Source organism: Actinophytocola sp., assembly GCF_035942955.1.
GTDB lineage: Bacteria > Actinomycetota > Actinomycetes > Mycobacteriales > Pseudonocardiaceae > DASYTH01.
In genome coordinates this window covers 23,086-49,253 of sequence record NZ_DASZCQ010000336.1, presented here as the reverse complement: position 1 = coordinate 49,253, position 26,168 = coordinate 23,086, and the positions used below count along the sequence as shown (strand labels likewise).

19 protein-coding genes and 1 pseudogene are annotated in these 26,168 nt (G+C 69.4%); 14 read left to right on the top strand and 6 right to left on the bottom strand.

Annotated features, from left to right (window positions below; genetic code table 11):
• Window positions 1-75: 75 nt before the first annotated feature.
• The 4 genes from VGX25_RS33670 to VGX25_RS33655 form a co-directional block, all read right to left on the bottom strand.
• Window positions 76-1,221: a Gfo/Idh/MocA family oxidoreductase gene (locus tag VGX25_RS33670; RefSeq protein ID WP_326922019.1), complete on the bottom strand. Its 1,146-nt coding sequence runs from the start codon at window positions 1,219-1,221 to the stop codon at window positions 76-78.
• A gap of 12 nt (window positions 1,222-1,233) precedes the next feature.
• Complete coding sequence (locus VGX25_RS33665) at window positions 1,234-2,088, bottom strand: ABC transporter ATP-binding protein (RefSeq protein ID WP_326922018.1); 855 nt, start codon at window positions 2,086-2,088, stop codon at window positions 1,234-1,236.
• Between the two features lie 118 nt (window positions 2,089-2,206).
• Window positions 2,207-3,226, bottom strand: coding sequence for an ABC transporter substrate-binding protein (locus VGX25_RS33660; protein ID WP_326922017.1), 1,020 nt, complete (start codon window positions 3,224-3,226; stop codon window positions 2,207-2,209).
• A gap of 22 nt (window positions 3,227-3,248) precedes the next feature.
• Complete coding sequence (locus VGX25_RS33655; RefSeq protein WP_326922016.1) at window positions 3,249-4,133, bottom strand: ABC transporter permease; 885 nt, start codon at window positions 4,131-4,133, stop codon at window positions 3,249-3,251.
• Between the two features lie 313 nt (window positions 4,134-4,446).
• Here VGX25_RS33655 and VGX25_RS33650 point away from each other — a divergent pair, with 313 nt between their 5' ends.
• From VGX25_RS33650 to VGX25_RS33590, 13 genes are all read left to right on the top strand, one after another.
• Window positions 4,447-5,628 carry an ROK family transcriptional regulator gene (locus tag VGX25_RS33650; RefSeq protein ID WP_326922015.1) on the top strand — a complete coding sequence of 394 codons (1,182 nt, stop codon included), beginning with the start codon at window positions 4,447-4,449 and terminating at the stop codon, window positions 5,626-5,628.
• A gap of 29 nt (window positions 5,629-5,657) precedes the next feature.
• Entirely contained in the window at window positions 5,658-6,983 is a 1,326-nt protein-coding gene (locus VGX25_RS33645) for an ABC transporter substrate-binding protein (protein WP_326922014.1), read from the top strand.
• 53 nt (window positions 6,984-7,036) lie between these two features.
• A complete protein-coding gene (locus VGX25_RS33640; protein WP_326922013.1) occupies window positions 7,037-7,984 on the top strand; it encodes a sugar ABC transporter permease in 948 nt (315 codons plus the stop codon).
• A gap of 136 nt (window positions 7,985-8,120) precedes the next feature.
• Window positions 8,121-8,948: a carbohydrate ABC transporter permease gene (locus VGX25_RS33635; RefSeq protein WP_326922012.1), complete on the top strand. Its 828-nt coding sequence runs from the start codon at window positions 8,121-8,123 to the stop codon at window positions 8,946-8,948.
• Complete coding sequence (locus tag VGX25_RS33630) at window positions 8,945-10,213, top strand: 6-phospho-beta-glucosidase (RefSeq protein WP_326922011.1); 1,269 nt, start codon at window positions 8,945-8,947, stop codon at window positions 10,211-10,213. Before VGX25_RS33635 ends, VGX25_RS33630 begins: the two co-directional genes overlap by 4 nt.
• Before the next feature lie 94 nt (window positions 10,214-10,307).
• Window positions 10,308-11,297 carry an N-acetylglucosamine kinase gene (locus tag VGX25_RS33625; protein ID WP_326922010.1) on the top strand — a complete coding sequence of 330 codons (990 nt, stop codon included), beginning with the start codon at window positions 10,308-10,310 and terminating at the stop codon, window positions 11,295-11,297.
• 205 nt (window positions 11,298-11,502) lie between these two features.
• Entirely contained in the window at window positions 11,503-13,110 is a 1,608-nt protein-coding gene (locus tag VGX25_RS33620) for an AAA family ATPase (protein WP_326922009.1), read from the top strand.
• Between the two features lie 188 nt (window positions 13,111-13,298).
• Window positions 13,299-15,023, top strand: coding sequence for a CBM35 domain-containing protein (locus tag VGX25_RS33615; protein WP_326922008.1), 1,725 nt, complete (start codon window positions 13,299-13,301; stop codon window positions 15,021-15,023).
• Window positions 15,024-15,032: 9 nt separating this feature from the next.
• Window positions 15,033-17,117, top strand: coding sequence for a cellulase family glycosylhydrolase (locus VGX25_RS33610; protein ID WP_326922007.1), 2,085 nt, complete (start codon window positions 15,033-15,035; stop codon window positions 17,115-17,117).
• Window positions 17,118-17,366: 249 nt separating this feature from the next.
• Window positions 17,367-19,556 (top strand): discoidin domain-containing protein, encoded by a 2,190-nt coding sequence (locus tag VGX25_RS33605; protein WP_326922006.1) that lies wholly within the window; start codon window positions 17,367-17,369, stop codon window positions 19,554-19,556.
• Between the two features lie 32 nt (window positions 19,557-19,588).
• Window positions 19,589-21,472 carry a glycosyl hydrolase family 28 protein gene (locus tag VGX25_RS33600; RefSeq protein ID WP_326922005.1) on the top strand — a complete coding sequence of 628 codons (1,884 nt, stop codon included), beginning with the start codon at window positions 19,589-19,591 and terminating at the stop codon, window positions 21,470-21,472.
• Window positions 21,469-23,265 carry a chondroitinase-B domain-containing protein gene (locus VGX25_RS33595; RefSeq protein WP_326922004.1) on the top strand — a complete coding sequence of 599 codons (1,797 nt, stop codon included), beginning with the start codon at window positions 21,469-21,471 and terminating at the stop codon, window positions 23,263-23,265. Before VGX25_RS33600 ends, VGX25_RS33595 begins: the two co-directional genes overlap by 4 nt.
• 9 nt (window positions 23,266-23,274) lie before the next feature.
• Window positions 23,275-24,945, top strand: a complete 1,671-nt coding sequence (locus VGX25_RS33590; protein ID WP_414636069.1) for an NPCBM/NEW2 domain-containing protein — start codon at window positions 23,275-23,277, stop codon at window positions 24,943-24,945.
• Window positions 24,946-25,144: 199 nt separating this feature from the next.
• Here VGX25_RS33590 and VGX25_RS33585 read toward each other — a convergent pair whose 3' ends face one another.
• Window positions 25,145-25,345 (bottom strand): hypothetical protein, encoded by a 201-nt coding sequence (locus VGX25_RS33585; RefSeq protein ID WP_326922042.1) that lies wholly within the window; start codon window positions 25,343-25,345, stop codon window positions 25,145-25,147.
• Between VGX25_RS33585 and VGX25_RS33580 the strand changes: the two are divergent.
• Window positions 25,266-25,610: pseudogene (locus tag VGX25_RS33580) on the top strand (alginate lyase family protein); the annotation flags it as partial. The gene VGX25_RS33585 and the pseudogene VGX25_RS33580 sit on opposite strands and share 80 nt — an antisense overlap.
• Before the next feature lie 107 nt (window positions 25,611-25,717).
• Here the strand turns inward: VGX25_RS33580 and VGX25_RS33575 are convergent.
• On the bottom strand, window positions 25,718-25,984 hold the full coding sequence (locus VGX25_RS33575; protein ID WP_326922041.1) for a hypothetical protein: 267 nt from the start codon (window positions 25,982-25,984) through the stop codon (window positions 25,718-25,720).
• Window positions 25,985-26,168: the final 184 nt, after the last annotated feature.

Sequence of the window (26,168 nt, the reverse complement as noted above, 5' to 3'; positions counted from 1 at the left end):
CCTCGGGCGGACCTCCGGCCCGCCGTCGGATGCCGGAGGCCCGCGCTGGGTACCGATCCACCCCAACCACCCCCGTCACAGCTCCGGCACGTCAAGTCGGCGGCCTTCGCGGGCCGACCGCAGGCCCAGCTCGGCCAGCTGCACCCCGCGGGCGCCGGCCGCGAAGTCCAGGTGGAACGGTTCGCCGTCCACCACGTGCCGCAGGAACATCTCCCACTGGGCCCGGAAGCCGTTGTCGAACTCCTGGTTGTCCGGCACCTCCGACCACTCCCCGCGCGGATCCCCCGCGCTCGGCAGGTCGGGATCCCACACCGAGCGCGGGGTCGCCGTCCGGTGCTGGATACGGCAGCGGCGCAGCCCGGCCACCGCCGACCCCTCCGTACCGTCCACTTGGAACTCGACCAGCTCGTCCCGGAACACCCGCACCGTCCAGGACGAGTTGATCTGAGCGATCACCCCGCCGGCCAGCTCGAAGATCGCGTACGCGGCGTCGTCCGCGGTCGCCTGGTACGGCTCGGAGTTCTCGTCCCACCGCCGGTCGATATGCGTGGCCACGACGCACTGCACGGTGCGCACCGGGCCGAACAGGTTCTCCAGCAGGTACTGCCAGTGCGGCAGCATGTCGACCACGATCCCGCCGCCGTCCTCGGCCCGGTAGTTCCAGGACGGCCGCTGGCCGGGCTGCCAGTCGCCCTCGAACACCCAGTAGCCGAACTCGCCGCGGATGGACAGGATCCGGCCGAAGAACCCGGCGTCGACCAGCCGCTTGAGCTTGCGCAGGCCGGGTAGGAACAGCTTGTCGGCCACCACCCCGGTCTTCACACCGGACTCGGCGGCCAGCCGGGTGAGCTCGAGCGCGCCGGCCAGGTCGACGGCCAGCGGCTTCTCGGTGTAGATGTGCTTGCCGGCCTCGATGGCCGCCGCGATCGCCTTCTCCCGCCGCTGCGTGGTCTGCGCGTCGAAGTAGATCTCCACGTCCTCCCGGGCGAGCGCGGAGTGCAGGTCGGTTGTCCAGTCGGTCAGCCCGTGCCGCTCGGCGATCTCGGTGAGCTTGGCCTCGTTGCGCCCGACCAGCACCGGCTCCGGCCACAGCCGGCTGCCGTCGGCCAGGCGCAGCCCGCCGTCCGCCCGGATGGCCAGCAGCGACCGGACCAGGTGCTGGCGGTAGCCCATCCGGCCGGTCACGCCGTTGAGCACGATGCCAATCGGCCGTCGTTTCATCGAAAGTTCCCCTTAGTTCCGTCGCCTCGCGGGCTCGGCGACGGCCACCCCGCCGCCTCGTTCCTCGGCGGGCGGGGCAGCGTTTGACGGTTCGCTCCGCAAGCTCCGCTCACTGCCTGCCGCCGAGCCGAGCAGCTCGCGGATCTGCGTGGTGAGCGCGCCGAAGCGGCGGTCGGTCATGACCTCCGCGTAGTTGCGCTCCGACGGCAGGTCCACCTCAAAGGTGCGCACCAGCCGCCCTGGCCGCGGGCTCATCAACTCCACCCGGGTGCCGAGGAACACCGCCTCGGCGATGGAATGGGTGACGAGCAGGATGGTTGTGCCGGTCTCCCGCCAGATCCGGTTCAGCTCGGTGTTGAGCTGCTCCCGGGTGAGCGCGTCGAGCGCGCCGAACGGTTCGTCCATCAGCAGCACGGGTGGCGAGTGCAGCAGCGCCCGGCACAGCGCCACCCGTTGCTGCATGCCGCCGGACAGCTCGTGCGGCAGCGCCCGCTCGAATCCGGAAAGGCCGGTCAGCTCGATGAGCTCGTCGGCCCGGCGCCCGGCCTCGGCCCGGTTCATGCCGCGCATCTCCGCCTGCAGCAGGATGTTCTTCCGCACGCCGCGCCACTCCAGCAGCGCCGCCCGCTGGAACACGAACCCGATCTCCCGCTGCGGCTTGAGCACCCGGTGGCCGAGCAGGCTGACCGTCCCGGTGGTGGGCCGGACCAACCCGGCGATCACCTTGAGCAGGGTGGACTTCCCGCACCCGGACGGGCCGAGGATCGTGACGAACTCCCCCGGCTCCACCCGCATCCCGATCCCGGTCAGCGCGGTCGTCGAGGATCGCTTGGAGACGAAGGAGACCGTGAGGTCCTCGATCTCCACGCACGGACCGGAATGCGGAACGGGTTCGGCGACCATCGGATCAGCCCGCCCCTCCGGATGGGAAGCAATGTGGCATTACTTTCCTTCTAGCGCAGGAATGTGACATCTTCCTCGAGGTTCACTTCGAGTTCGACGCAGCGTGCGAGCCGTCCCAGTACTTCGAGGGCTCACCGGCGTCCTTGAGCTTGGCGTACTTGACCATCAGGTCGATGGTCTCCTTCCATTTCTGGTCGGTGTTGACGCCGGGCGCGCCCTTGTCCAGCTCGAGCAGCGGGATGGCCAGCTCGAGCTGCTTGACCAGAACGTCCTTCGCCGGCTCCTGCTCGGCCAGCTCGACCATCGCGTCGGCCGCGCCCGCCACGTCCTTGGCCGCCTCGGCCCAGGACTTCTGGGTGGCCCGCACGAACCTGGCCGCCAGGTCCTTGTCACCGGACAGGGTCGACTCGTTGACCACGATGCCGGTGCCGAGCATGTTCAGGCCGGAGTCGGCGAAGAGCAGGTAGTTGACCTTCTTCTTGGTCTTGGCCTCGATGGTCGGTCCCTGGTCGTGGAAGAAGCCCATGATCGCGTCCACCCGACCCTCGGACAGCGCGGGGATCTTGCCGGCCGCGTCGACGTCGACCACCTTGACGTCGCTCGCCGTCATGCCGTTGGCCTGCAACCAGGCCGGGAAGGTGGCGTACATGGCGTCACCCGGGGTGCCGCCGACGGTCTTGCCCTTGAGGTCCTGCGGCTTGCTGATGCTCTTGTCGGACAGGAACTCGATGGCCGCCGGGCCCTTCTGCAGGAACACCCCCAGGCTCTTGACCTTCATGCCGGTGCCGACCCCGGACAGCAGCGGCGGCGTGTCCGCCCAGCCGAACGTGGTGTTGTTCTGGGCCACCTGCTGGATGGTCTTGCCGGAGCCGCTGCCCGCCTTGATCTCCAGGTCGATGCCCTCGTCGGAGTAGAAGCCCTTCTTCAGCCCGTAGTAGAACGGCGCGTGCTCGCCGTAGGGCACCCAGTTCAGGGTCAGCGTCGCCTTCTTCAGGGCCGGCTGGCCGCCCGGAGCCGGGCTGCCGCCGTCGGAGCCGCTGTCGCCACAGCCGGCCAGAACGAGCAACGCGATCGCGGCGCTCGCGGTGAGCAGTCGTCGCATGGAGCCTGCGCCTCCTTGCGCATCATGAGGTGGTTAGGGGAGTCCCGGAGCGCCGGCTGGCGTGCCAGGGGATCAGTAGTGCCTCAGCTATCTCTACGAGAACGAACAGCACGATGCCGATGAGCGACATCAGGATCAGGTCGGCGAACAGCAGCGCGCCGTCGAGGTTGCCGTTGGCCTGCAGCAGGACGCGGCCCAGGCCGGCGTCGGCGCCGACGAACTCGCCGACCACCGCGCCGACGACGGCGAGCGTCACGGCGACCTTCTCGCCGGCCATCAGGTGCGGCAGCGCGTTGGGGAACCGGATCTTGCGGAAGGTCTTCCACCGGCCGGCCCCCATCGTCGCGGACAGGTCGAGCAGCTCGGGGTCGGTCGACCGCAACCCGGTGACACCGGAGATCACGACCGGGAAGAACGCGATCAGCACCGCCAGTGTGATCTTCGGGCCGAGCCCGGTTCCCCACCAGGCGATCAGCAGCGGCGCGATCGCGATCTTCGGGATCACCTGGGCGAACAGCACGATCGGGTACAGCGTCTTCTCCATCGTCGAGGAGTAGACGATCAGGATCGCGGTGGCCAGGCCCAGCACGCTGGCCAGCACGAACCCGATCACCGTCTCGTAGAGCGTGACCGAGGTGTTCTCCAGCAGCGCCGGCCATTCCTCGATGGTCTTGTCCCAGACCTGGCCCGGGGTGGGCAGCAGGTACTGCGGCAGCAGCAGCTCGCGCGCGGAGACGAACCACCACACCACGAACAGCACCCCGAGCAGGATCAGCGGGCGCCACACCGCCTCGGCGAAGCGCAGCAGCCGGCCCCCGATCCCGAGGGGCCGCCGCGACGGCGGCGCCGCCGCGGGCTCCCGCGTCGGGGCGCGGTCGTCGACCACCGTCGCCTCCGATGCCGGCATCACCCCACTCCTCCCCGGCCGTGCCTGGTAAGCGCTTTCCTGACACCCTAGGTGGTCGGGAAGCCTGAGGGAAGGGCTTTCCGATCGCGTTCGGACACCGATCCCGACACCTGCTACACCGGTCGCCACCGAACGGCCGAATGGTCTCACTGACCGTGATCCGGCGAGACCGTTCCGTGCGCCCGTGATCCGACCGTAATACCAGGTCACCGGACGGGGGTGGGGCGCCTTGACTGCACCCGGTCCAGCGCCTAACGTCCGAGCTAACAGTTAGGAAGTCTGTCTAACTAATCCCGAGGGACGGGGAACAAGCGTGGATCAAGTGGCAGGCTCGTCCAGATTGCTTCGCGCCATCAACGAGACCGCGGCGCTCGGCCACCTGCTCGAGCGCGGCCCGCTCACCCGCGGCGACCTCCGCGAGCTGACCGGCCTTGCCAAGCCGACCACCTCCGACGTGCTGCGCCGGCTGCAGGACGCGGGGCTGGTCAAGGTGGTGGGGCGCACCAGCGGCGGGCCGGGGCCCAACGCCGAGGTGTACGCGGTCGACCCGGACGCCGCCTACATGGCCGCCGTGTCCGTGCGGGCGCGGGACTTCTCCATGGCCACGGCCGTGTGCGACCTCACCGGCACGGTCCGCGCCCGGCGCGAGACCGGCGTCGACGAGCGCGCCGCGGACCCGGTGGCCGCGGTCGCCGAGGCGGTGCAGGCCGCGTGCCGGCAGGCGCGCATCCCGCTGCGCCGGCTCGATCACGTCCAGCTCGGCGTGCCCGGCTCGTACGACGAGAGCACCGAGACGATCAGGTTCATCGACGTGCCGGACTGGTCACGGCCGGGGCTGATCGGCGAGATCCGCGCGCGGCTGCGCACCGAGGTGAGCGTCGACAACGACGCCGACCTGGCCGCGGTGGCCGAGCGCAACCGCGGCGTGGCCACCGACGTGGACAGCTTCGCCCTGCTGTGGCTCGGAGAGGAGGGCCTCGGCCTCGGCATCGAGCTGGGCGGCAAGCTGCTGCGCGGCGGCCGCGGCGCGGCCGGCGAGATCGGGTACATGCCGGTCGGGCTGCCGGCGCAGTCCGACGGCGGCCCGGCCGTCGTGCACGACTTCCACGATCTGGCAAGCGGGCAGGCCGTGCACGAGCTCGCCGAGAAGTACGGGATCGCCGCGGACAGCGGCTACGAGGCCGCCGCGGTGATCAACTCCACGGACGAGCTCGCCGACGACGCCAGGGCCTTCCGCGACGCGCTGGCCGTCCGCATCGCGGTCGGGATCACCGCGGTCATCGCGGTGCTCGACCCGCCGCTGGTCGTGCTCGGCGGCGACATCGGCCAGGCCGCCGGGCCGCCGCTGGCCGAGGCCGTCTCGGTCGCGTTGAGCCAACTGTCGGTCCTGCAGACCACGGTCGCCGCCACGGGCGTCGCCGACGACGCCGTCCTGCTCGGCGCGCTGGACTCGGCGCTGGCCAAGGTCCGGGCCACCCTGCTCGGTCGCCGCTAACCCCACGTTCCCCATCCCAGGGAGGGCCGATGAACCCCTGCCGTCGCACGATTTCCCTGCTGGCCGCGGTCGTCCTGGCCGGTGCCGCGTGCACACCGGGCGGCAACCAGAACGACGCCGGCGCGGCGCCGGCCGGCCAGGAGGCGTCCGGCTCGATCGAGTTCTGGCACTTCTTCACCGAACGCGAGGCGAAGGCCATCGAGGACGTGCTCGCCGACTTCAAGGCCAAGCACCCCAAGGTGGACGTCAGGGTCGTCGCCGGTCAGGACGATCCCAAGATGCTGCAGGCGATCTCGTCGGGACAGGGCCCGGACGTCGGCCTGTCCTACTCCACCGACATCGTGGGCAAGTTCTGCTCGAGCGGCGCCTGGCGCGACCTGAAGTCCTATGTGGAGCGCGACAAGGTGGACCTCGGCCAGCTGCCGGAGACGGTCCGCTCCTACACCGAGTACCAGGGCAAGCGCTGCGCCATGCCGTTCCTGGCCGACACCTATGGCCTGTACTACAACAAGAAGCTGCTCGCCGAGGCCGGGTACACGCAGCCGCCAAGGACGACGAGCGAGCTGGCCGAGATGGCCAAGAAGATCACCAAGCGGGCGGCCGACGGCTCGATCGAGGTGGCCGGGTTCGTCCCGCTGGTCAACGCCTACGAGTACGACCCGTCCCACGTCGGCCCGTCCTGGGACCTGCAGTGGCTGACCGGCGACGAGAAGTCGGCCATCGGCGCCGACCCCGACTGGCCGGCGATGCTGCGGTGGAACAAGGAGCTCGTCGACTGGTACGGCTTCGACGCGCTGCAGACCTTCACCGCCGGCTTCGGCGACGAGTTCAGCGCCGACAACGCCTTCCACAAGGGCAAGATCGCCATGATGGTGGACGGCGAGTTCCGCATCGCGTTCCTCCGCGACCAGGCTCCGGACGTCGAGTTCGGCACCGCCCCGTTCCCCGTCCCGGACGGCAAGCAGGACCGGTACGGCGCCGGCTACGTCACCGGCAACGTCATCGGCATCTCCAACAACTCCAAGAACCCCGAGGCCGCCTGGGCGCTGATCCGCTACCTGACGACGGACACCGAGGCCATCGTGAAGCTGTCGAACCTGATCAAGAACGTGCCCACCACCCGGGACGCGCTGGCCTCCAGCACGCTGGAGGCGGACAAGGACTTCCAGGTTTTCCTGGACATCTTCAAGCACCCGGCGACGGCCACCACCCCGCCGAACGCGTCCGGGCCCAAGTACATCGAGCTGGCCGAGGAGTTCGTCGACGCCTACCAGTCCGGCAAGGCGCCGGACCTGCGCGCTGGCCTGTCCGAACTGGACACCAGGATCAACCAGGCGCTGGAGCTCGGGCGCTGATGGGCGTGACCGCCCTCGACGTTCGAGCACCCGCGGCGTCCCGGCGTGGGAGGGTGCCGCCCCGTCGCCCGGCAGGGCGGCGGTGGCGGCACCGGCTGACCGTGCTGAGCTTCATGGCGCCGGCGCTTGCCGGGATCGCGGTGTTCCTGCTCTACCCGCTCGGCGCCGCGGTGTACTTCTCGTTCACCCGGTTCGATCTGCTGACCGCGCCGCAGTGGGTGGGCCTGCGCAACTACGCCTACCTCTTCGAGCACGACCGGACGGCGGTGACCGCCGCGGCCAACACGCTGTGGCTGGTCGTCGTGCTGGTGCCGGCCCGCATGCTGGCCGCGCTGGCGACCGCGCTGCTGCTGACCTCCCTGCGGCGCACCGCCGGCTTCTTCCGCACCGTGTTCTACCTGCCCGCGCTCGCCCCGCCGGTGGCCGCCACGATCGCGTTCGTGTTCCTGTTCAACCCGGCCACCGGACCGGTGAACCTGGTGCTCGGCAAGCTGGGCTTCGACGGTCCACTGTGGTTCGACTCACCGGACTGGGCCAAGCCGTCGCTGGTGCTGCTCGGCACCTGGGCGGTCGGCGACCTCATGGTGATCTTCCTGGCCGGGCTGCTCGACGTGCCGCGCGTGCACTACGAGGCGGCCGAGCTGGACGGCGCGAACGCCTGGCAGCGGTTCCGCCACGTCACCCTGCCGGCCATCGCGCCGGTGCTGCTGTTCGCCGCGGTCACCGGGATCATCCAGACCCTGCAGTACTTCACTCAAGCGGCCGTCGCGGCCAGCGTCGCCAGCGGGCAGGCGATGACCGGCAGCGGCATCTCGTCGACGTTCGGCTACCCCGAGCAGTCCACGCTGACCTATCCCCTGCACCTGTACGTCTCCGGCTTCCGTTACTACGACATGGGCTACGCCAACGCGCTGGCCGTCGTCCTGTTCCTGGCCGCGTTCGCGGTCACCCTCGTGCTGCTGCTGCGCGCAAGGGCGTTCTTCGGGGGTGCGGACCGATGATTCCGCACCCGCGTGTTGGCCCCTCACGTCGCCATGTTGGCCGCTCACGCGGTTGCCTGGCGGGTCGGGCGTCGGCGGGGGCCGCGTCAGACGCAAACACGGCGACGCCACACGCAAACACGCCGGGGGATCGGCGATGAGACGGGAGTCGGCGCTGGTGCTGATCGCGCGGCACAGCCTGGCGATCGCGCTCGGGGTGATCTTCGTGGCGCCGTTCGGGTTCGTCGTGCTGACCGCGTTCATGACCACCGACCAGGCGCTGACGGGCAACTACTGGCCGACCACCTGGCATCCGGAGAACTTCGCCACGATCTTCACCAAGGTGCCGATGCTGGGCTACCTGGTCAACTCGTTGCTCTACAGCGTGCTGGCCACCGGCTTCATGCTGCTGTCGAGCACTCCCGCGGCCTACGCGCTGGCCAAGCTGCCGTGGCGGGGGCGCAACGCGATCTTCCTCGTGGTCATCGGCATGATGATGCTGCCGCCCCAGGTGGTCACCGTGCCGCTGTACCTGATGTGGGCCAACGTCGGGCTGACCGGCACGCTGTGGCCGCTGATCCTGCCGATGCTGGCCGGCGACGCGTTCAGCATCTTCCTGCTGCGCCAGTTCCTGCTCACGATCCCGGACGACTACCTGGACTCGGCGCGCATCGACGGCTGCTCGGAGTGGCAGGTGCTGCTGCGGATCGTGCTGCCGATGGCCCGGCCGGGGCTCGCCGCCACCGCGATCTTCCAGTTCTTCTACGCGTGGAATGACTACTACGGCCCGTTGTTGTACACCAGTGAGAACACCGCGAACTGGACGCTGTCGCTGGCGCTGTCCCAGTTCAAGCACCTGCACCATGTGGAGTGGAACCTCGTGATGGCCGCGACCGTGCTCGTCATGCTGCCGGTGATCGTCGTCTTTTTCTTCGCCCAGAAGGCATTCGTGCGAGGCGTGACGTTGACGGGAGTGAAGGCGTGAAGGTTGCGGTGGTCGGCGGCGGCTCGACGTACACCCCGGAGCTGATCGACGGGTTCGCCCGGTTGCGCGGGCAGCTTGGCGCCGCCGGCACCGTCGACGAGCTGGTGCTGATCGACCCGGCGACCGACCGGCTGGACGTGATCGGCCCGTTCGGCCGGCGGATCTTCGCGCGGTACGGGCACCCGGGCACCCTGACCTGGACCGCCGACCTGGACGCCGGGGTGAGCGGCGCCGACGTGGTGCTGATCCAGCTGCGCGTCGGCGGCCAGCGGGCCCGGATCAGCGACGAGACGTTCCCCGGCAAGGTGGACAGCGTCGGGCAGGAGACCGTCGGCGCGGGCGGCCTGGCCAAGGCGCTGCGCACCGTCCCGGTGGTGCTCGACGTCGCCCGCCGGGCAAGGGCCCGCGCCGCGGACGGGGCGTGGATCATCGCGTTCACCAACCCGGTCGGCATCGTCACCCGGGCGCTGCTCGACGACGGGCACCGCGCGGTCGGCCTGTGCAACGTCGCAATTGGACTGCAGCGGAGATTCGCCGCGCTGCTCGACGTCCCGCCCGACTCGGTGCTGCTGGACCACGTCGGGCTCAACCACCTCACCTGGGAACGGGCCGCGGTCGTCGACGGGGTGGACCGCCTGCCAGAGCTGCTCGCCGAGCACGGCAAGCAGCTGGCCGAGCAAGTCCAGATACCGCAAGGAATTCTCGAGCTCACCGGCACCGTGCCGTCGTACTATCTGCGATACTTCTACTGCCATGACGAGGTGGTGGCCGAGCAGCGGCGGACACCCACGCGCGGCGCCCGGGTCGCCGACATCGAACGGGAGCTGCTGGCCATGTACGCCGACCCCACCCTGGACACCAAGCCGGCCCTGCTGTCCGAGCGCGGCGGCGCGTTCTACTCCGAGGCCGCGGTCGGCCTGCTCGCGTCGCTGCGCGGCGATGACGGCGGGGTTCACGCGGCGAACGTGCGCAACGACGGGACGTTCGCCACCCTGCCGGACGACGCGGTGATCGAGGTGTCCTGCGCCGTGGGCGCCAACGGCGCGCTCCCGCTGCCCACCTCCCCGCTGGCGCCGGACATCGCCGGGCTGGTCGCCCACCACTCCGGCTACGAGGAGCTCGCCTTCGACGCCGCCCGCCGCGGCGGCCGCGACCGGGTGTTCCACGCGCTGCTGGCCCATCCCCTGATCGGCCAGGCCGACCTCGCCGACCGGCTGACCGACCAGCTGCTCGCCGCGAACGCCGCGTACCTGGGATGGGCTTAGTGAGCGGAGCTTGCGGAGCGAACCATCGGACACTGCCCTGCCGCCGGGGAACGAGGCGGCAGGGTCGCCGGCACCGAGCTTGCGAGGTGCTGTGATGAACACTTTTCTCGCCATCGACGGCGGCAACTCCAAGACGGAGGTGCTGCTGGCCGACACGGCGGGCACCGTCCTGGGCTACGCCAGGGGCGCCGGCAGCAACCACCAGACCGTCGGCGGCATCGGCGCTGCGATGTCCCGTTTGGACGGTCTGGTTCGGCTCGCGCGCGACCGGGCCGGGGTCGGCGCGGACGTGCGCCCGGCGCTGGCCGCGGTCTACCTTGCCGGCGCGGACCTTCCGGTCGAGCTGGCCGCGCTCAACGACGCGGTCACCGCCGCGGGCTGGGCCGAAAAGTCCATAGTGGACAACGACGTTTTCGCCCTGCTGCGCGCCGGCACCGAGGCGCCCGACGCCGTCGCCGTGATCTGCGGCGCCGGCACCAACTGCGTCGGCCGGGCCGCGGACGGCCGCCTGGTCCGGTTCCCGGCTCTCGGTCAGATCAGCGGCGACTGGGGCGGCGGCCAGCACCTCGGCGCCCTCGCCCTCTGGCACGCCGCCCGCGCCGAGGACGGCCGCGGCCCGGCCACCGCCCTGGTCGACGCGGTCGCCCGGCACTTCGGCCACCCCCGGATCGCCGACGTCATCACCGCCATCCACCTCGGCGAGGTCGCCTACGACCGTCTCGCCGACCTCGCCCCGGCCGTCCTCGCCGCCTCCGCCGCCGGCGACCAGGTGGCCCGCGCCCTTGTCGTCCGGCAGGGCGAGGAGATCGTCACGATGGCCACCGCCGCCCTGCGCCGGCTCGACCTCCGCACCTCCCCCGTCGCCGTCGTCCTCGGCGGCGGCGTCCTCCGCACCCACGACCCCACCCTGTTCGGCGTCATCACCGACCGCCTTCGCACCGCAGCCCCCCGCGCCGAGATCACCCTCGTCTCCGACCCTCCCGTCCTCGGCGCCGCCCTGCTCGCCCTCGACGCCCTTGGCATCGACGGCTCCGCCCACGACCACCTCCGGGCCCAGGTCCGGCGGATCACCGCGCGGCGCTGACCGGCGGGCCGGCGCGGGACGGCCGTCACCGGGACGGCAACCAAACTGTCATCAATTTGACCTGTGCACCGTGTAGCAATTCGGTGCCTCCGTGCGACTCTGTTGGGGTGGATCTGGTCGTTGTCGTATGTGGCGAGGTGGGTGTGTGACGTCCGGCGTGGGGTCATCGGCGGTCGAACCCGGCTCAGTGAGCAGGGTGTGATCTTTGAGAGTCCGCAGGCTGTCCATCAGGCATATCAAGGCGATCCCGACTCTGGACATCACGTTCGATGAACGGATCACCCTCCTGCACGGCGCCAACGGGATCGGCAAGTCAACTATTCTGGACTGCCTTGCCGTTCTCGGACACGTGGCGACCATGTACCGGGTCGTCATGGACCACGACGGGGTGAAAATTCAACCTCCCGCGCTCCACGCCGCCCTGCGATCGCACCCCGAGCTCACTCCCGGCGTCGCGGCACAGTTGGACTCCATCGAGGCGGCACTCCGGCCCAGGCACAAGGCGATCAGGGACACCTTGGCGCCCATGCGTTCCGTGGATGAATGGTTCGACGACAGCTATCGGACGACGCCGCGCATACGGTACGAATGTGAAACCGACCTCACCGGAGTCACCTCCGATTTCACTGTCGTGGTGGCCTTCACCAGCGATCCCGAGCTGACCGTCTCCCACGTGCTGAACCGGTCGCGGTGTGATGATCTCGACATGGCCGAGCACCTCGCGGTGCTGTACGACGGGCGGAACCCAGCCATCGCCCCGTTCCTGTCGCATCAGGCCGCCACCTCCACCAGCATCGTCACCGACGATGCCGGCAAGGTCATCGCCGCCTTCCCTCCCCGCCCGACGGTGGCAATCGACGGAAACCGCGTGGTGGCCATCAACACCGACCTGGCCGACCTCGGCAAACGCGACCAGATACGGGAGTCGGTCAAGGATCTCAATCTCCACCTCGGCCAGGAGATCGAACGGCTGAACCTGCCCTTCGACCGCCCACTCGGGCCGGACCAGCACAGGTTCAGGTTCTTCGACGAGTTCAGGGGAATCCTGCAACGAGTGATCACCGATCCGGCGGCCGGCCGAAGATCGGCAGCCGCGGAGCCCTTCCTGGAGCTGACGAGGTGTGACCTCGTCAAAGGGCAACCGGTGATCGAGTTGAAACGCGGAGGTGAGGGCCGCGGGCGCAGCACCGACTTCATGAGTTCGGGCGAGAACGAATGCTTCTTCGTCTTCTTGACCCTCCTGGGAATCGACATACGGAAAAGCATCGTCATCCTCGATGAGCCCGAGCTACATATAGCGGAATACTCCAGGCCGGCATTCTTTGCGGAGCTGTACGCCCTGACCAGGGACCGAGGGTGCCAGGTCGTCATCGCGACGCACAGCCTGTTTGCCCTGACCGACAACGAACCTACCCAGTTCCTCGTGGTCGGTCGCAAGGAAGAACCCGGCGGCACCTATCGGTACACTTGCGGCCCGAACCCGGAGTACTCGCTGGCCCTGTTCAAGGCATACTGGCGTACCGGGGCCCTGTTTCTGGGAACCGCCAGGTCCGCCCGCCCGTTCCGGGCGCTGGCCAGCGCCGCCTATACCTCGATGGATCGCCTCGGCAAGGAACGCCCGATCCCCGTGGCGCTGCTTGTCTCCGTCCTGGCGGCCGCGGTATTTGCCCTGGTCAGCGACCTGGCCAACCTGCTGCACCTGCAGTCGGGAGCGGAGCACATCGCTTTCATCAGGTTCATCATCTTCTTCGGACTGCTCGTCGCGCTCGTCAGTGCGCTGCTGTTCTGGATGCGGCCCCGAGGCAAGCGCTGAACCTCGGCGTCCACCTGGGTCCCGGCCACCGGTACATCGGGTCGGCGGGTTCTTGACAGGCCAACACCCGGGTGTGCTATCCATCAGTTAGGAAGACTGCCTAACAATTCCCCCTGCTCCCTGCCGGGTGGCCTTCCGGGGAGGGCGACGTGTCCCGATTGCCGCGGGTGCGCAGTGCGCTTGTGAGTGTGGCCGTCCTGGTCGGGGCGGTCGCCGTGGCCGAGCCGGTGTCGGCGGCGCCGACCCGGTACGAGGCGGAGGACGCCGTGATCTCCCAGGGCGTGGTGGAGGCCAACCACGCCGGGTTCTCCGGCACGGGCTTCGTCAACTACGACAACGTGGCCGGCGGCTACGTCGAGTTCACCGTCACCGCCGCCCAGGCCGGGAACGCGTCGCTGATCTTCCGGTTCGCCAACGGGACCACGGCCGACCGGCCGATGAACGTCACGGTGAACGGGGTGACCGCGGTCGCCGGCCAGTCGTTCCCGGGGACGGGGGCGTGGACGGCGTGGCAGAGCCGCATCGTCACGGCGAACCTCGACGCGGGCACGAACACGGTGCGGGCCACGGCGACGACCGCGAACGGCGGGCCGAACCTGGACTTCCTCGAGGTCGACCCGGCCGCGCCGGCGGTCGGCCTCGAGGCGGAGGACGCCGTGATCTCCCAGGGCGTGGTGGAGGCCAACCACGCCGGGTTCTCCGGCACGGGGTTCGTCAACTACGACAACGTGGCCGGCGGCTACGTCGAGTTCACCGTCACCGCCGCCCAGGCCGGGATCATCGCGCTGGCCTTCAGGTATGCCAACGGAACCGGCGTCGACCGGCCGATGGCCATCGCGGTCAACGGGGTGACGGCGGCGGCGAGCCTGTCGTTCCCCGGGGCCGGGGCGTGGACCACCTGGCAGACCCGCAGCGTCACGGTGAACCTCGACGCCGGCGCCAACACGATCCGGGCGACCGCGACGACCGCCAACGGCGGGCCCAACCTGGACCGGCTCACGGTGGGGGTGGACACTCCCCCGGCGCCGGCGGGCATGGCCGCGGCGCCGTACGAGTATCTCGGCTGGGGCAACCCGCAGCGGCCGACCGACGTCATGGCCGCCACCGGGGTGCGGTGGTTCACCCTGGCGTTCATCCTGTCCGACGGCACCTGCAACCCGGCGTGGGACGGATCCCGTTCGCTGACCGGCGGCGCCGACCAGGCGAGCATCGACGCGATCCGGGCCGCGGGCGGCGACGTGATCGTCTCGTTCGGCGGGTGGAGCGGCCGCAAGCTCGGCGAGTTCTGCTCGAGCGCGTCCGCGCTGGCCGGGGCGTACCAGCGGGTGATCAACGCGTACCGGCTCAAGGCGATCGACATCGACATCGAGAACACCGAGTTCGGCAGCGCCACCGTGCGGCAGCGGGTGATCGACGCACTGAAGATCGTCAAGGCGAGCAACCCCGGCATCGTCACGCTGGTCACGTTCGGCACCACGCCGAACGGACCGGACGCCACCGGTCGCGACCTGATCAACCGCGGTGCGGCGGCCGGATTGGACAACGACGGCTGGATCGTCATGCCGTTCGACTTCGACGGCCACACCGGCACGATGGGCCAGGCGTCGGTCAGCGCCATGGAAGGCCTCAAGGCGGCGGTCAAGTCCGCGTACGGCTACGGCGACGACGCCGCCTACCGCCACATCGGACTGTCCTCGATGAACGGTCGAACCGACGTGGCCGGCGAGACCGTCACGCTTGACGACTTCCGGCTCATCCTGACCTACGCCCGGCAGCACCACATCGTGCGGTTCGCGTTCTGGTCGATCAACCGGGACCGGCCGTGCACCGCCGGCTCGGACGCCGACGCGTGCAGCGGCATCGCTCAGCAGCCGTACGGCTTCACCAAGATCGTCGTGCAGTACACCGGTTGAGGAGGATTCATGAGATCGAGAACGCTTCGGGTGAGCCTGCCCGTCGCCGCGGTCGCCGGGGTGGTGGTCGGCCTCATCGCCCCGACTCCCACGGCGGCGGCGCCCACGCGGTACGAGGCGGAGTCGGCGACCATCTCCCAGGGCGTGGTCGAGTCCAACCACGCCGGGTTCTCCGGAACCGGGTTCGTCAACTACGACAACCTGACCGGCAGCTTCGTCGAGTTCTCGGTCAGCACCACCCAGGCCGGCCCCGCCACGCTGACCTTCCGGTACGCCAACGGAACCACGGCCGACCGGCCGCTGACCGTCACGGTGAACGGGTCCACCGCCGCGGCCAGCCTGTCCTTCCCCGGCACCGGCGCCTGGACCGCCTGGCAGAGCCGCACGATCACCGCCAACCTCAACGCCGGCAGCAACACCGTGCGCGCCGCGGCCACGACCGCCAACGGCGGGCCCAACCTGGACTACCTCGACGTCGACGTGGCGGCCCCGGCGGCCGAGTACCAGGCCGAGAGCGCCACGATCACCCAGGGCGTGGTCGAGTCCAACCACGCCGGGTTCACCGGAACCGGGTTCGTCAACTACGACAACGTGGTCGGCAGCTCGGTCCAGTTCACCGTGTCCGGATCCGGCCCGGCGACGCTCATCTTCCGCTACGCCAACGGAACCACCACCGACCGCCCGATGAGCATCGCGGTCAACGGCACGGTGGTCGCGCCCGGCCTGTCCTTCCCGGGCACCGGCGCCTGGACGACGTGGCAGACCCGCGTGATCACCGCGAACCTCAACGCCGGCAGCAACACCATCCGCGCCACCGCGACCACGGCCAACGGGGGACCCAACCTCGACAAGATCGACATCGGGCCGGGCGACGAGGGGCAGCCGCCGACCGTGCCGACCAACCTGACCGTGACCGGCACGACGTCGAGCAGCATCTCCCTGTCCTGGACGGCATCCACGGACGACGTCGGCGTGGTCGGCTACCGGGTCTACGAGGGCTCGGCCGTCGTGGCCAGCCCGGCCGGCACCAGCGCCACGATCGGCGGGCTCGCGCCGTCGACCTCCCACACCTACGCCGTGTCCGCCCTTGATGCCGCCGGCAACGAGTCCGCGCGCAGCGCCCCGGTGACCGGGACGACCCGGCCGGCCGCGACCGGCACCCCGGTGGCGATCAACGGCCAGCTCCACGTGTGCGGCACGAAGCTGTGCAACCAGCACAACCAACCGATCCAGCTGCGCGGCATGAGCACGCACGGCCTGCAGTGGTACCGCCAGTGCGTGAACAACGCCTCACTGGACGCGCTGGCCACCAACTGGACCGCCGACGTGCTGCGGATCTCGATGTACATCCAGGAAGACGGGTACGAGACCAACCCGCGGTTCTTCACCGACCTGGTGCACCAGATCATCGAGCAGGTCACCGCCCGCGGCATGTACGCGATCGTGGACTGGCACATGCTCGACCCCGGCGACCCGAACTTCAACCTGTCAAGGGCGCGCACGTTCTTCACCGAGATCGCCCAGCGGCACAACGGAAAGAACAACCTGCTCTACGAGATCGCCAACGAGCCCAACGGGGTGACCTGGTCGACCGTGCGCAGCTACGCCGAGCAGCTGATCCCGGTGATCCGGCAGAACGACCCGGACACCCCGATCCTGGTGGGCACCAGGGCGTGGTCGTCGCTGGGCGTGTCGGACGGCGCGAGCGAGACCGAGGTGATCAACAACCCGGTCCGGGCCGGCAACATCATGTACACGTTCCACTTCTACGCGGCCTCGCACGGCACCGAGTACCTCAACACGCTGTCCAGGGCCGCCGACCGGATCCCGATGTTCGTCACCGAGTTCGGCACCCAGACCGCCAGCGGCGACGGTGGCAACAACTTCACCCGGGCCCAGCAGTACCTCGACCTGATGGCCAGCAAGAAGATCAGCTGGGTGAACTGGAACTACTCCGACGACTTCCGCTCCGGCGCGGTGTTCCGGGAGGGCACCTGCCCGAACGGTCCCTACACGGGCACCGGACCGCTGAAGCCGGCCGGAGTCTGGGTCCGGGATCGGATCAACACCCCGGACAACTTCCCGACCGGCTGAGCAGGGCGAGGTCGGGGTGCGGCGTGCTGGCGCGGCGAACCGCACCCCGGCCGAGTGCCATGAAGGACTCCTTCGCCGGCGTGGGACGTCCGGAGGGAGTCCTTCATGGCATTTCACCCCCAGGGGTTTCGTCCAGCGGGAAAGATCCCATGAATAAGTGGTCCATACCTTTCTCTACCGGCGCACTCCGAGTACAGTACAGATCCCAAGGCGTAAAAGATCGGATCTCTGTCCTCGAGGAGGAGGATCATGAGAGGCAGCTGCCGCGCGAGACTCCGAGCTGGGCTGGCCGCGCTCGCGGTGGCCGCCGGGTCGTTGATAGCGCTGAGCCCCGTCCCCGCGCAAGCCGAGCTGCAACATCCGCGCCAGGACTTCCTGCGCAACGCCCAGGCGGGGCTGTTCATCCACTGGGGCATGCGCACCTCGCCGCAGCACACCAGCTGCAGCGGCTGGGAGAACGACGTCACCAACGGCGGCTGGAACGCCAACTACTGGGTCAACGAGGCGAAGAAGCTGCACGCCCAGTACATCGTGCTGGCCACGTTCCACAGCCGGCTGGGCTACGCCCGGCCATGGCCGTCGGCGATCCCGGGAAGCTGCCGCACGAACCGGGACTTCCTCCAGGAACTGATCAACGCCACCAACTCCCAGGGCCTCAAGACGATCCTCTACATGACCGACGACCCGCAGTGGTTCAACGAGGGCCTGCCGTCCGGGCAGAGCTGGCTCAACTCCTCGGCGTACTCCAACTTCAAGGGCCACTCGGTCGACCTGCACACCCGCGACGGGTTCGGCGAGTTCAGCTACGACCTGTTCGTCGAGGTCATGCAGCGCTACGACGAGAACGAGCTGGCCGGGTTCTGGATCGACAACGACAACGCCTACTGGGAGCGCAACGGCCTCTACGAGCGCGTCCGGCAAATGCGTCCGACGTGGACACTGAGCAACAACAACGAGGACACGCCGATCATGGACATGATCAGCAACGAGCAGAAGACCGGCATGTCCCCGTCCTACGACTACCCGCAGGCGGTCTACACCGCGGCGCCGCGGCTGATCGAGGCCGACTACAAGCTGCCGAGCAGCGGGGCCTGGTGGTACGACGGCTCCAACCCGAGCGTGGACCAGCGGCTCACGCTCGGCCGGTACATCACCAACGCCGGCTCCTCGATCAAGTCGCTGATGGCCGAGACCGCGCAGGTCAACGGCCGGTTCCCGAGCAACCAGGAGTCCTTCAACAACTTCGCCAACACCTACCTCAACGCGATCTGGGGCTCGATCAACGGAACCGAGGGCGGCGGCTACATGTTCGGCGGTCTCAAGCCCGGGTTCTGGAACGACGGCGCGCACGGCGTGACCACGATCAGCAAGACCAACCCCGACCTGCACTTCATCCACGTGATCACCCGGCCGTCTGGCAGCACGCTGCGGTTGCGCGACAACGGCTACCGGGTGACCGGCGTGACCAACTTCCGCACCGGGACACCGGTCTCGTTCACCCAGAGCGGCGGGAACCTGACGCTGACCGGAGTGTCCAGTTGGGACCAGTTCGACACGGTGTTCCGGGTGACCACGGCCGGGCGGCAGGGCATCATCCCGCCGTCGACCTACACGATGAGCTCCAGCGCCTCGGCAAGCGGGCACGGCGCGGCGGCCGCGGCGGACGGCAGCTACCTGACCTACTGGGACAGCAACAAGACCCTGCCGGTGTCGCTGCGGTTCGACCTGGGCTCCACCAAGCGGGTGCAGTACATCGGGATCAACCAGCGCGAGGACTCGGTCGCCTACGCCAGGTCGGACACCGAGCAGTCGGCTCGGATCCGGGACTACCGGGTCTACGTCAGCGGCGACGGGTCCAACTGGGGCAGCCCGATCGCCACCGGCACGCTACCGAGCCGCCGCGGCGTGGCGGTCATCGACCTGCCGGTGCGCAACACCAGGCACGTGCGGCTCGAGGTGGTCAACACCCATGCCGCGTCCAGCGACTCGACCCGGTTCCAGCGCCTGCGGATCGACGAGGCGTGGATCGCGTCGGACTACGCGGGCGGCGGTGGCCCGGCTCCGACCGTCTTCGAGGCGGAGAACGGGTTGTGCGAGGGCACGATCGACTCCAACCACACCGGGTTCACCGGCACCGGGTTCTGCAACCTCACCAACGCGGTCGGCAGCGTCGCGGAGTGGACGGTGCCCGCCACCACGGCCGGCTCGACCGCCGTCACGCTCAGGTTCGCCAACGGCACTACGGCGAACCGGCCGATGGACATCACGGTCAACGGCGCCCTGGTGTCCGACGAGCTGGCGTTCGACCCGACCGGGGCCTGGACGAACTGGGGCACGGCCACGATCACCGTGCCGCTCAACGCCGGTGACAACACGATCAGGGCCACGTCGACGGTCGCGACCGGCGGGCCCAACCTGGACCACCTGGCTGTCGGATAGCCGGTCCTCAACCCTGCATGAGGAGCAGACTGATGCACAGACGTGTGATCAACCTTGCCTCGATCCTGGCACTCGCGGCCGGTGTGATCATGGTCGCGCCCGGGACGGCCGGGGCCGCCACGTTCAACGTGCGTGACTTCGGCGCCACGGGGAACGGATCCACGAACGACACCCCGGCGATCCAGCGGGCGATCGACGCGGCCACCGCCGCGGCGGGTGGCGGCATCGTCCAGTTCCCGCCAGGCACCTACCAGTCCCGCAACACGATTCACATGAAGAGCAATGTGACCCTGCAGGTCGACGCCGGGGCCACCATCCGGGGCGCGAGCAACGACGAGTACGACGAGCCGGAGGACAACCCGTTCGACGACTTCCAGGACTTCGGGCACAGCCACTTCCACAACGCGATGATCTTCGGTGACCGGCTGACCAACATCGGCTTCGTCGGCGGCGGCGTCATCGACGGCGGCGGCCACCTGATCACCGGCAACCCCGACGACGGCGAGGCCGACAAGATCATCTCGTTGACCCGGTGCAACGGCCTGCGCGTCGGCGACGGGCTCACCCTGCGCCGCGGCGGCCACTTCGCCATGCTGATCAACGGCTGCACCAACGTGGTGTCCGACCGGCTGCGCATCGACACGGCCAGCGACCGGGACGGCTGGAACGTCATCAGCACCACCAACGTCACGATCACCAACGCCAACATCACCGCCAACGACGACGCGCTGGCCTTCAAGAGCGACTACGCGCTTGGCGCCAAGCTGCCCAACGGGAACGTGCGCGTCTCGGACTCGCACCTGGGCGCGGTGTGCTGCAACGCCCTGATGTTCGGCTCGGAGACCTGCGGCGACTTCACCGGTTACCACTTCGAACGCATCACCATCAACGGCTCCAACAAGTCCGGCCTCGGCATGGTGTCCATGGACGGCACGGTGATCTCCGACGTGCACTACCGGGACATCACCATGACCAACGTGCGCTCGGCGATCATGCAGAAGGTCGGGACAAGGCGACGCTGCGGCAACAACCCGGGCGTCGGCCGGATCACCAACGTCACCTACGACAACATCACCTCGACCGGGCAGAGCAGCGAGAACTTCACCGCCACGCTGTGGGGCGAGTCCGGCGCCAACAACAAGATCAGCAACGTCACGTTCACCAACGTGCACCTGACCGTGCCCGGCGGCTCGACCTCCACGTCGACCTCGGTGCCCAGCAACGACCCCAACAACTACAACCCGAACAGCATCGGCACCCGGCCGGCGTACGGCTGGTACATCCGCAACGCCAACGGGATCCGGTTCGTGGACAGCTCGGTGCAGTTCGTCTCGAGCGACACCCGGGCGGCGGTGACGGCCAACACCGACTCCTCCGTGGTCTTCGAGCGGTTCCGCGCGGAGCGCAGCGCCGGCTCGCAGGACATGCGGTTCCAGACCGTCAACGGGTACTGCGTGCGGGACAGCGCCAACACCTCCGGTGGAGCGCTGCGGGTCACCGCGTCCGACTCCACCCAGTCCTGCCCGCCGCCGACGCCGTCGAACCGCTTCGAGGCCGAGACCGGGTCCTGCCAGGGCACGATCGACTCCAACCACGTCGGGTTCTCCGGCAGCGGGTTCTGCAACCTGACCAACGCCGTGGGCAGCGTGCAGGAGTGGACGGTGAACCGGGAGGCGGCCGGCGGCGCGACGCTGCGCTTCGGCTTCGCCAACGGCACGACGGTGAACCGGCCGATGGACATCTTCGTCAACGGCACCCTCGTCGCCGACGAGCTGGCGTTCAACCCCACCGGGGCCTGGACGACCTGGCAGACCCAGTCGATCACGGCCGCGCTGACCGCGGGCGCCAACACGATCCGGGCGGTGTCCACCACGGCCAACGGCGGCCCGAACCTGGACTACGTGGACGTCCCATGAGGTACCGGACTGTCGCGTCCCTGCTGGGTGCGGCGATCCTCACGATCGCCGCACCCGCGGCGGTCCCCGCCGACGTCACCCCGGCAAGGGTGATCGTCGTGTCGTCGATCGCGCAGCTGCAGTCGGCGGCGGACCAGGCGGTTGCCGGCGACCGGATCGAGCTGGTCGACGGCACGTACACCACATCGGGCTCGATCACGCTGCGGCGCTCGGGCACCGCCACGGCGCCGATCACCGTGGCCGCGCAGAACGTCGGCGGCGCGGAGATCCGCGGCACCTCGGGCTTCTCCTTCTCCAACGCGGACTTCGTCGTCGTGGAAGGGTTCCGGTTCACCCACTCGGGCACGATCACGATCCCGGGCGGCTCGGAGCACGTCCGGTTCACCCGCAACGTCGTGCAGCTGTCCGGCGGGACGAACTGGGTGACGGTGACCGGAAACGACGCCGAGGTCGACCACAACACGTTCCAGAACAAGAGCACCCAGGGCGTGTTCCTGCAGATCGCCGGGCCGGGCGGCGACGACATGGCGCAGCGGACCTGGATCCACCACAACTACTTCCACAACCACACCTTCGACGGATCCAACGGCGGCGAGTCCATCCGGCTCGGCCTGAGCTTCCGCCAGCTCGCCTCGGCGTTCGCCACGGTCGAGTTCAACCTGTTCGACCACGCCGACGGCGACTCCGAGGCGATCTCGGTGAAGTCGTCGGACAACGTCGTCCGGTTCAACACGCTGCGCAACACCCGCGGCTCGATCGTGCTGCGGCACGGCAACCGGAACCTGGTCGAGGGCAACCTGATGCTCGGCGGCACCGCCGGGCTCCGGTTCTACGACAACGACCACGTGCTGATCAACAACGTGATCCAGGGCGGCACCGGGCAGATCATCGCCGGCTCCGGCGACATCGCCGACGACACGACGGGCTCCACCTCGCACGCCCGGCCGGACCGGGTCGTGGTGGCGTTCAACACGGTGGTGGGCAACCGAACCGCGCTGCTGCAGGTGGGTCAGGGCACCGACCGGCTGGGCCCGAACCAGTGCACGTTCGCCAACAACATCTTCGTCGGCGGCGGCTCCGGCGGCCTGCTCGACGTCGACGAGGCGACCGGAACCACCTGGCAGGGCAACATCGTCTGGGCCGGCACCGGCGGCAACGCGCCCTCGTCCGGGTACCGCGTGGTGAACCCGTTGCTGGTGACCGACCCGGGCGGGTTGAACCGGCTCTCCTCGGGCAGCCCGGCGATCAACGCGGCGGCCGGCGACGTCCCGCGGGCCGGCCGGGACTTCGACCTGCAGACCCGGTCGGACCTCAAGGACGTCGGCGCCGACGAGTTCGTGCCGGGGAACGCGCCGCGCCGGCCGCTGACCACCGCGGACGTCGGGCCGAACGCAGGCGCCGAGCCGCCGCAGGCGAACCGGTTCGAAGCCGAGAGCGCGACGATCTTCCACGGTGTGGTGGAGGCCAACCACGCCGGCTTCACCGGCACCGGGTTCGTCAACTCCGACAACGAGATCGGCAGCTATGTCGAGTGGACGGTCACCGCGGCCGCGGCCGGGCCGGCCACGCTGACGTTCCGGTTCGCCAACGGCACCACCGCGAACCGGCCGATGGACATCACGGTCAACGGCGCCCTTGCCGCCGACGAGCTGTCCTTCCCCGGCACCGGCGCGTGGACCACCTGGCAGACCAGGTCGGTCACCGCGTCGCTCACCGCCGGCGCCAACACCGTCCGGGCCACCGGCACCACGGCGAATGGCGGGCCGAACCTCGACCATCTCGCCATCGGATAGGAGAACATGATGCGCCTGCCCACGACGCTATCCGCCCTGCTGACCGGCGCGGCCACCGTGGTCGCGTCCACCGTGGTCTCCCTCGGCGTCCAGCTGGCCAACCCGGCGCCGGCGCTGGCCTGGGAGAACGGGTTGGCCCGCACTCCCCCGATGGGGTTCAACAACTGGAACTTCACCCACTGCGAGTCGATCTTCAACGAGACGACGATCAAGCGGGTGGCCGACGCGTTCGTGTCGTCGGGGTTGCGCGACGTCGGCTACCAGTACGTCAACATCGACGACTGCTGGGCGCTGCCGCAGCGCAACGCGCAGGGCAACCTGGTCGCCGACCCGGCCCGGTTCCCGAGCGGCATGAAGGCGTTGGGCGACTACATCCACGCCAGGGGGCTGAAGTTCGGCATCTACACCAGCGCCGGCACCAAGACCTGCAACACCGCCGGCTTCCCCGGCGCGCTCGGCCACGAGCAACAGGACGCCAACCTGTTCGCCTCCTTCGGCGTCGACTACCTCAAGTACGACAACTGCAACAACCAGGGCGTCGACGCGATCCAGCGGTACACCGCGATGCGCGACGCGCTGATCAACACCGGCCGGCCGATCGTCTACAGCATCACCGAATGGGGACGCACCGAACCCAAGGTGTGGACCTGGGGCGCGCCGGTCGGCAACCTGTGGCGCACCACGGGGGACATCAGCGACAACTGGTCGAGCATGATCTCCCGGGTGCACACCAACGACGACCTCGCCCAGTACGCGGGCCCCGGGCACTGGAACGACCCGGACATGCTCGAGGTCGGCAACGGCGGCATGACCGCAACCGAGTACCGCACGCACTTCAGCCTCTGGGCGATGATGTCCGCGCCGCTGCTGATCGGCAGCAACGTGCCGAACCTGTCCACCACAAACCTGGACATCCTGCGCAACACCGACATCATCGCGCTGGACCAGGATCCGCTCGGCCACCAGGCCACGATCGTGTCGTCCAGCGGTGGCCTCGTGGTCTACCGCAAGGCACTGTCCAATGGGGACATCGCGGTGGCGCTGCTGAACGAGACCGGCTCGACCGCCACGGTCAGCACGACCGCGTCGGCGATCGGCATGCCCGGCGGCTCGTCGTACACGCTCAAAGACCTGTGGAGCAAGGCGACCCGCACCACCTCCGGCACGATCAGCTCGTCGGTGCCTTCGCACGGCACGGTCGTGTACCGGGTGACCCGCAACGGCGGCACGCCGCCCGCGGCCGGCACCCGGCAGCTGTCCGACCAGACGTCGCTGTCCTCGACCAACGGCTGGGGCCCGATCGAGAAGGACCGCAGCGTCAATACCCGGACCGCCGGCGACGGGCGGACGCTGACCATCGGCGGCACCACGTACGCCAAGGGACTCGGCGCGCACGCGCAGAGCACGATCACCTACCACCTCGGCGGGCGGTGCTCGACGGTGGTCGCCGACGTCGGCATCGACGACGAGACCGGCACCAACGGCCGCGCGGTGTTCCAGATCTGGCGCGACGGCGCGAAGGTGGCCGACAGCGGCGGGCGGACCGGCAGCCAGGGCCCGCTGCGGATCACCGCGGACGTCAGCGGTGGCAACAGGTTGCTGCTCGCGGTCATCGACGGCGGCGACGGCATCAACTCCGACCACGCCGACTGGGCCAACGCGCAGGTGACCTGCTCATGAGGCGGATCTGTCTCGTGGTCCTGACGGTCGGCGCCCTGCTCGCGGGCGGGGCGCCGGCCGCCGCCGTCCCGGCCGAACCCATGGCGTTCGTCCATCCGGGAGTGCTGGTCAGCCGCGCCCAGCTGGACCACATGCGGGCGCAGGTCAACGCCGGCGCGCAGCCGCAGGCGTCCGCGTACGCCGCGATGCGGGCCAGCAGCTACGCATCGCTGTCCTGGGCGCCGAAGCCGCGCGCGATCGTCGAGTGTGGACCGTCGTCGAACCCCAACCTCGGCTGCTCCGACGAGCGCAACGACGCGCTCGCCGCGTACACCCACGCGCTGCAGTGGTACGTCACGCGCGACACCCGGTACGCGCAGAAGGCGGTCCAGATCATGGACGCCTGGTCAGGGGTGATCACCGACCACACCAACCACAATGCCCGGCTGCAGACCGGCTGGGCCGGCGCCTCGTGGACAAGGGCCGCCGAGCTGATCCGCCACACCTACACCGGCTGGCCGGCCGACCGGGTCACCCGGTTCGCCACCATGCTGCGCGACGTGTACCTGCCGGAGATCCGCGACGGTTCCCCGAACACCAACGGGAACTGGGAGCTGATCATGATGGACGCGATGATCGGCATCGGGGTGTTCCTCAACGACGCCACGGTGTTCAACCGGGCCATCACCATCTGGCGCGGCCGCGTCCCGGCCTACGTCTACCTGTCCTCGGACGGCCGGTACCCGAAGTCCCCGCCGGGCAGCAGCAAGGACACCCCGGAGGAGCTCATCGCCTACTGGCAGGGCAGTCCACGTTCGTCGACGGCCTTGCGCAGGAGACCTGCCGGGACTTCGGCCACACCGGCTGGGGCTTCGCCGCCGCCGCGCACGTCGCCGAGACCGCCTGGATCCAGGGCATCGACCTCTACGCCGAGATGCGCGACCGGATGCTCGAGACCCTCGAGTTCCACGCCACCTACGAGCTCGGCGCCACCGTGCCGACCTGGCTGTGCGGCGGCACCCTGGACACCGGCCTCGGCCCCACCCTCGAGGTCGCGCACAACCACACCGCAACCGCACCGACACCCGCCTCCCCAAGACCCTCCAAGTCATCCAGTCCCGCCGCCCCATGGGCGCGAGCCACTTCCTCGCCTGGGAGACCCTGACCCACGCCATCAACCCCTGACCCCACCGAAGTACGACCCGTGCCACACCCGGCGCAGCACAAGACGGCCAGGCGAGCAG

Excerpts from the sequence above, each read along its gene's own strand:
- VGX25_RS33610 (WP_326922007.1), top strand. The coding sequence starts at position 15,033 with ATGAGATCGAGAACGCTTCGGGTGAGCCTGCCCGTCGCCGCGGTCGCC.
- VGX25_RS33600 (WP_326922005.1), top strand. The coding sequence starts at position 19,589 with ATGCACAGACGTGTGATCAACCTTGCCTCGATCCTGGCACTCGCGGCC.
- VGX25_RS33670 (WP_326922019.1), bottom strand. The coding sequence starts at position 1,221 with ATGAAACGACGGCCGATTGGCATCGTGCTCAACGGCGTGACCGGCCGG.
- VGX25_RS33590 (WP_414636069.1), top strand. The coding sequence starts at position 23,275 with ATGCGCCTGCCCACGACGCTATCCGCCCTGCTGACCGGCGCGGCCACC.
- VGX25_RS33645 (WP_326922014.1), top strand. The coding sequence starts at position 5,658 with ATGAACCCCTGCCGTCGCACGATTTCCCTGCTGGCCGCGGTCGTCCTG.
- VGX25_RS33635 (WP_326922012.1), top strand. The coding sequence starts at position 8,121 with ATGAGACGGGAGTCGGCGCTGGTGCTGATCGCGCGGCACAGCCTGGCG.
- VGX25_RS33595 (WP_326922004.1), top strand. The coding sequence starts at position 21,469 with ATGAGGTACCGGACTGTCGCGTCCCTGCTGGGTGCGGCGATCCTCACG.
- VGX25_RS33660 (WP_326922017.1), bottom strand. The coding sequence starts at position 3,226 with ATGCGACGACTGCTCACCGCGAGCGCCGCGATCGCGTTGCTCGTTCTG.
- VGX25_RS33655 (WP_326922016.1), bottom strand. The coding sequence starts at position 4,133 with ATGCCGGCATCGGAGGCGACGGTGGTCGACGACCGCGCCCCGACGCGG.
- VGX25_RS33625 (WP_326922010.1), top strand. The coding sequence starts at position 10,308 with ATGAACACTTTTCTCGCCATCGACGGCGGCAACTCCAAGACGGAGGTG.
- VGX25_RS33605 (WP_326922006.1), top strand. The coding sequence starts at position 17,367 with ATGAGAGGCAGCTGCCGCGCGAGACTCCGAGCTGGGCTGGCCGCGCTC.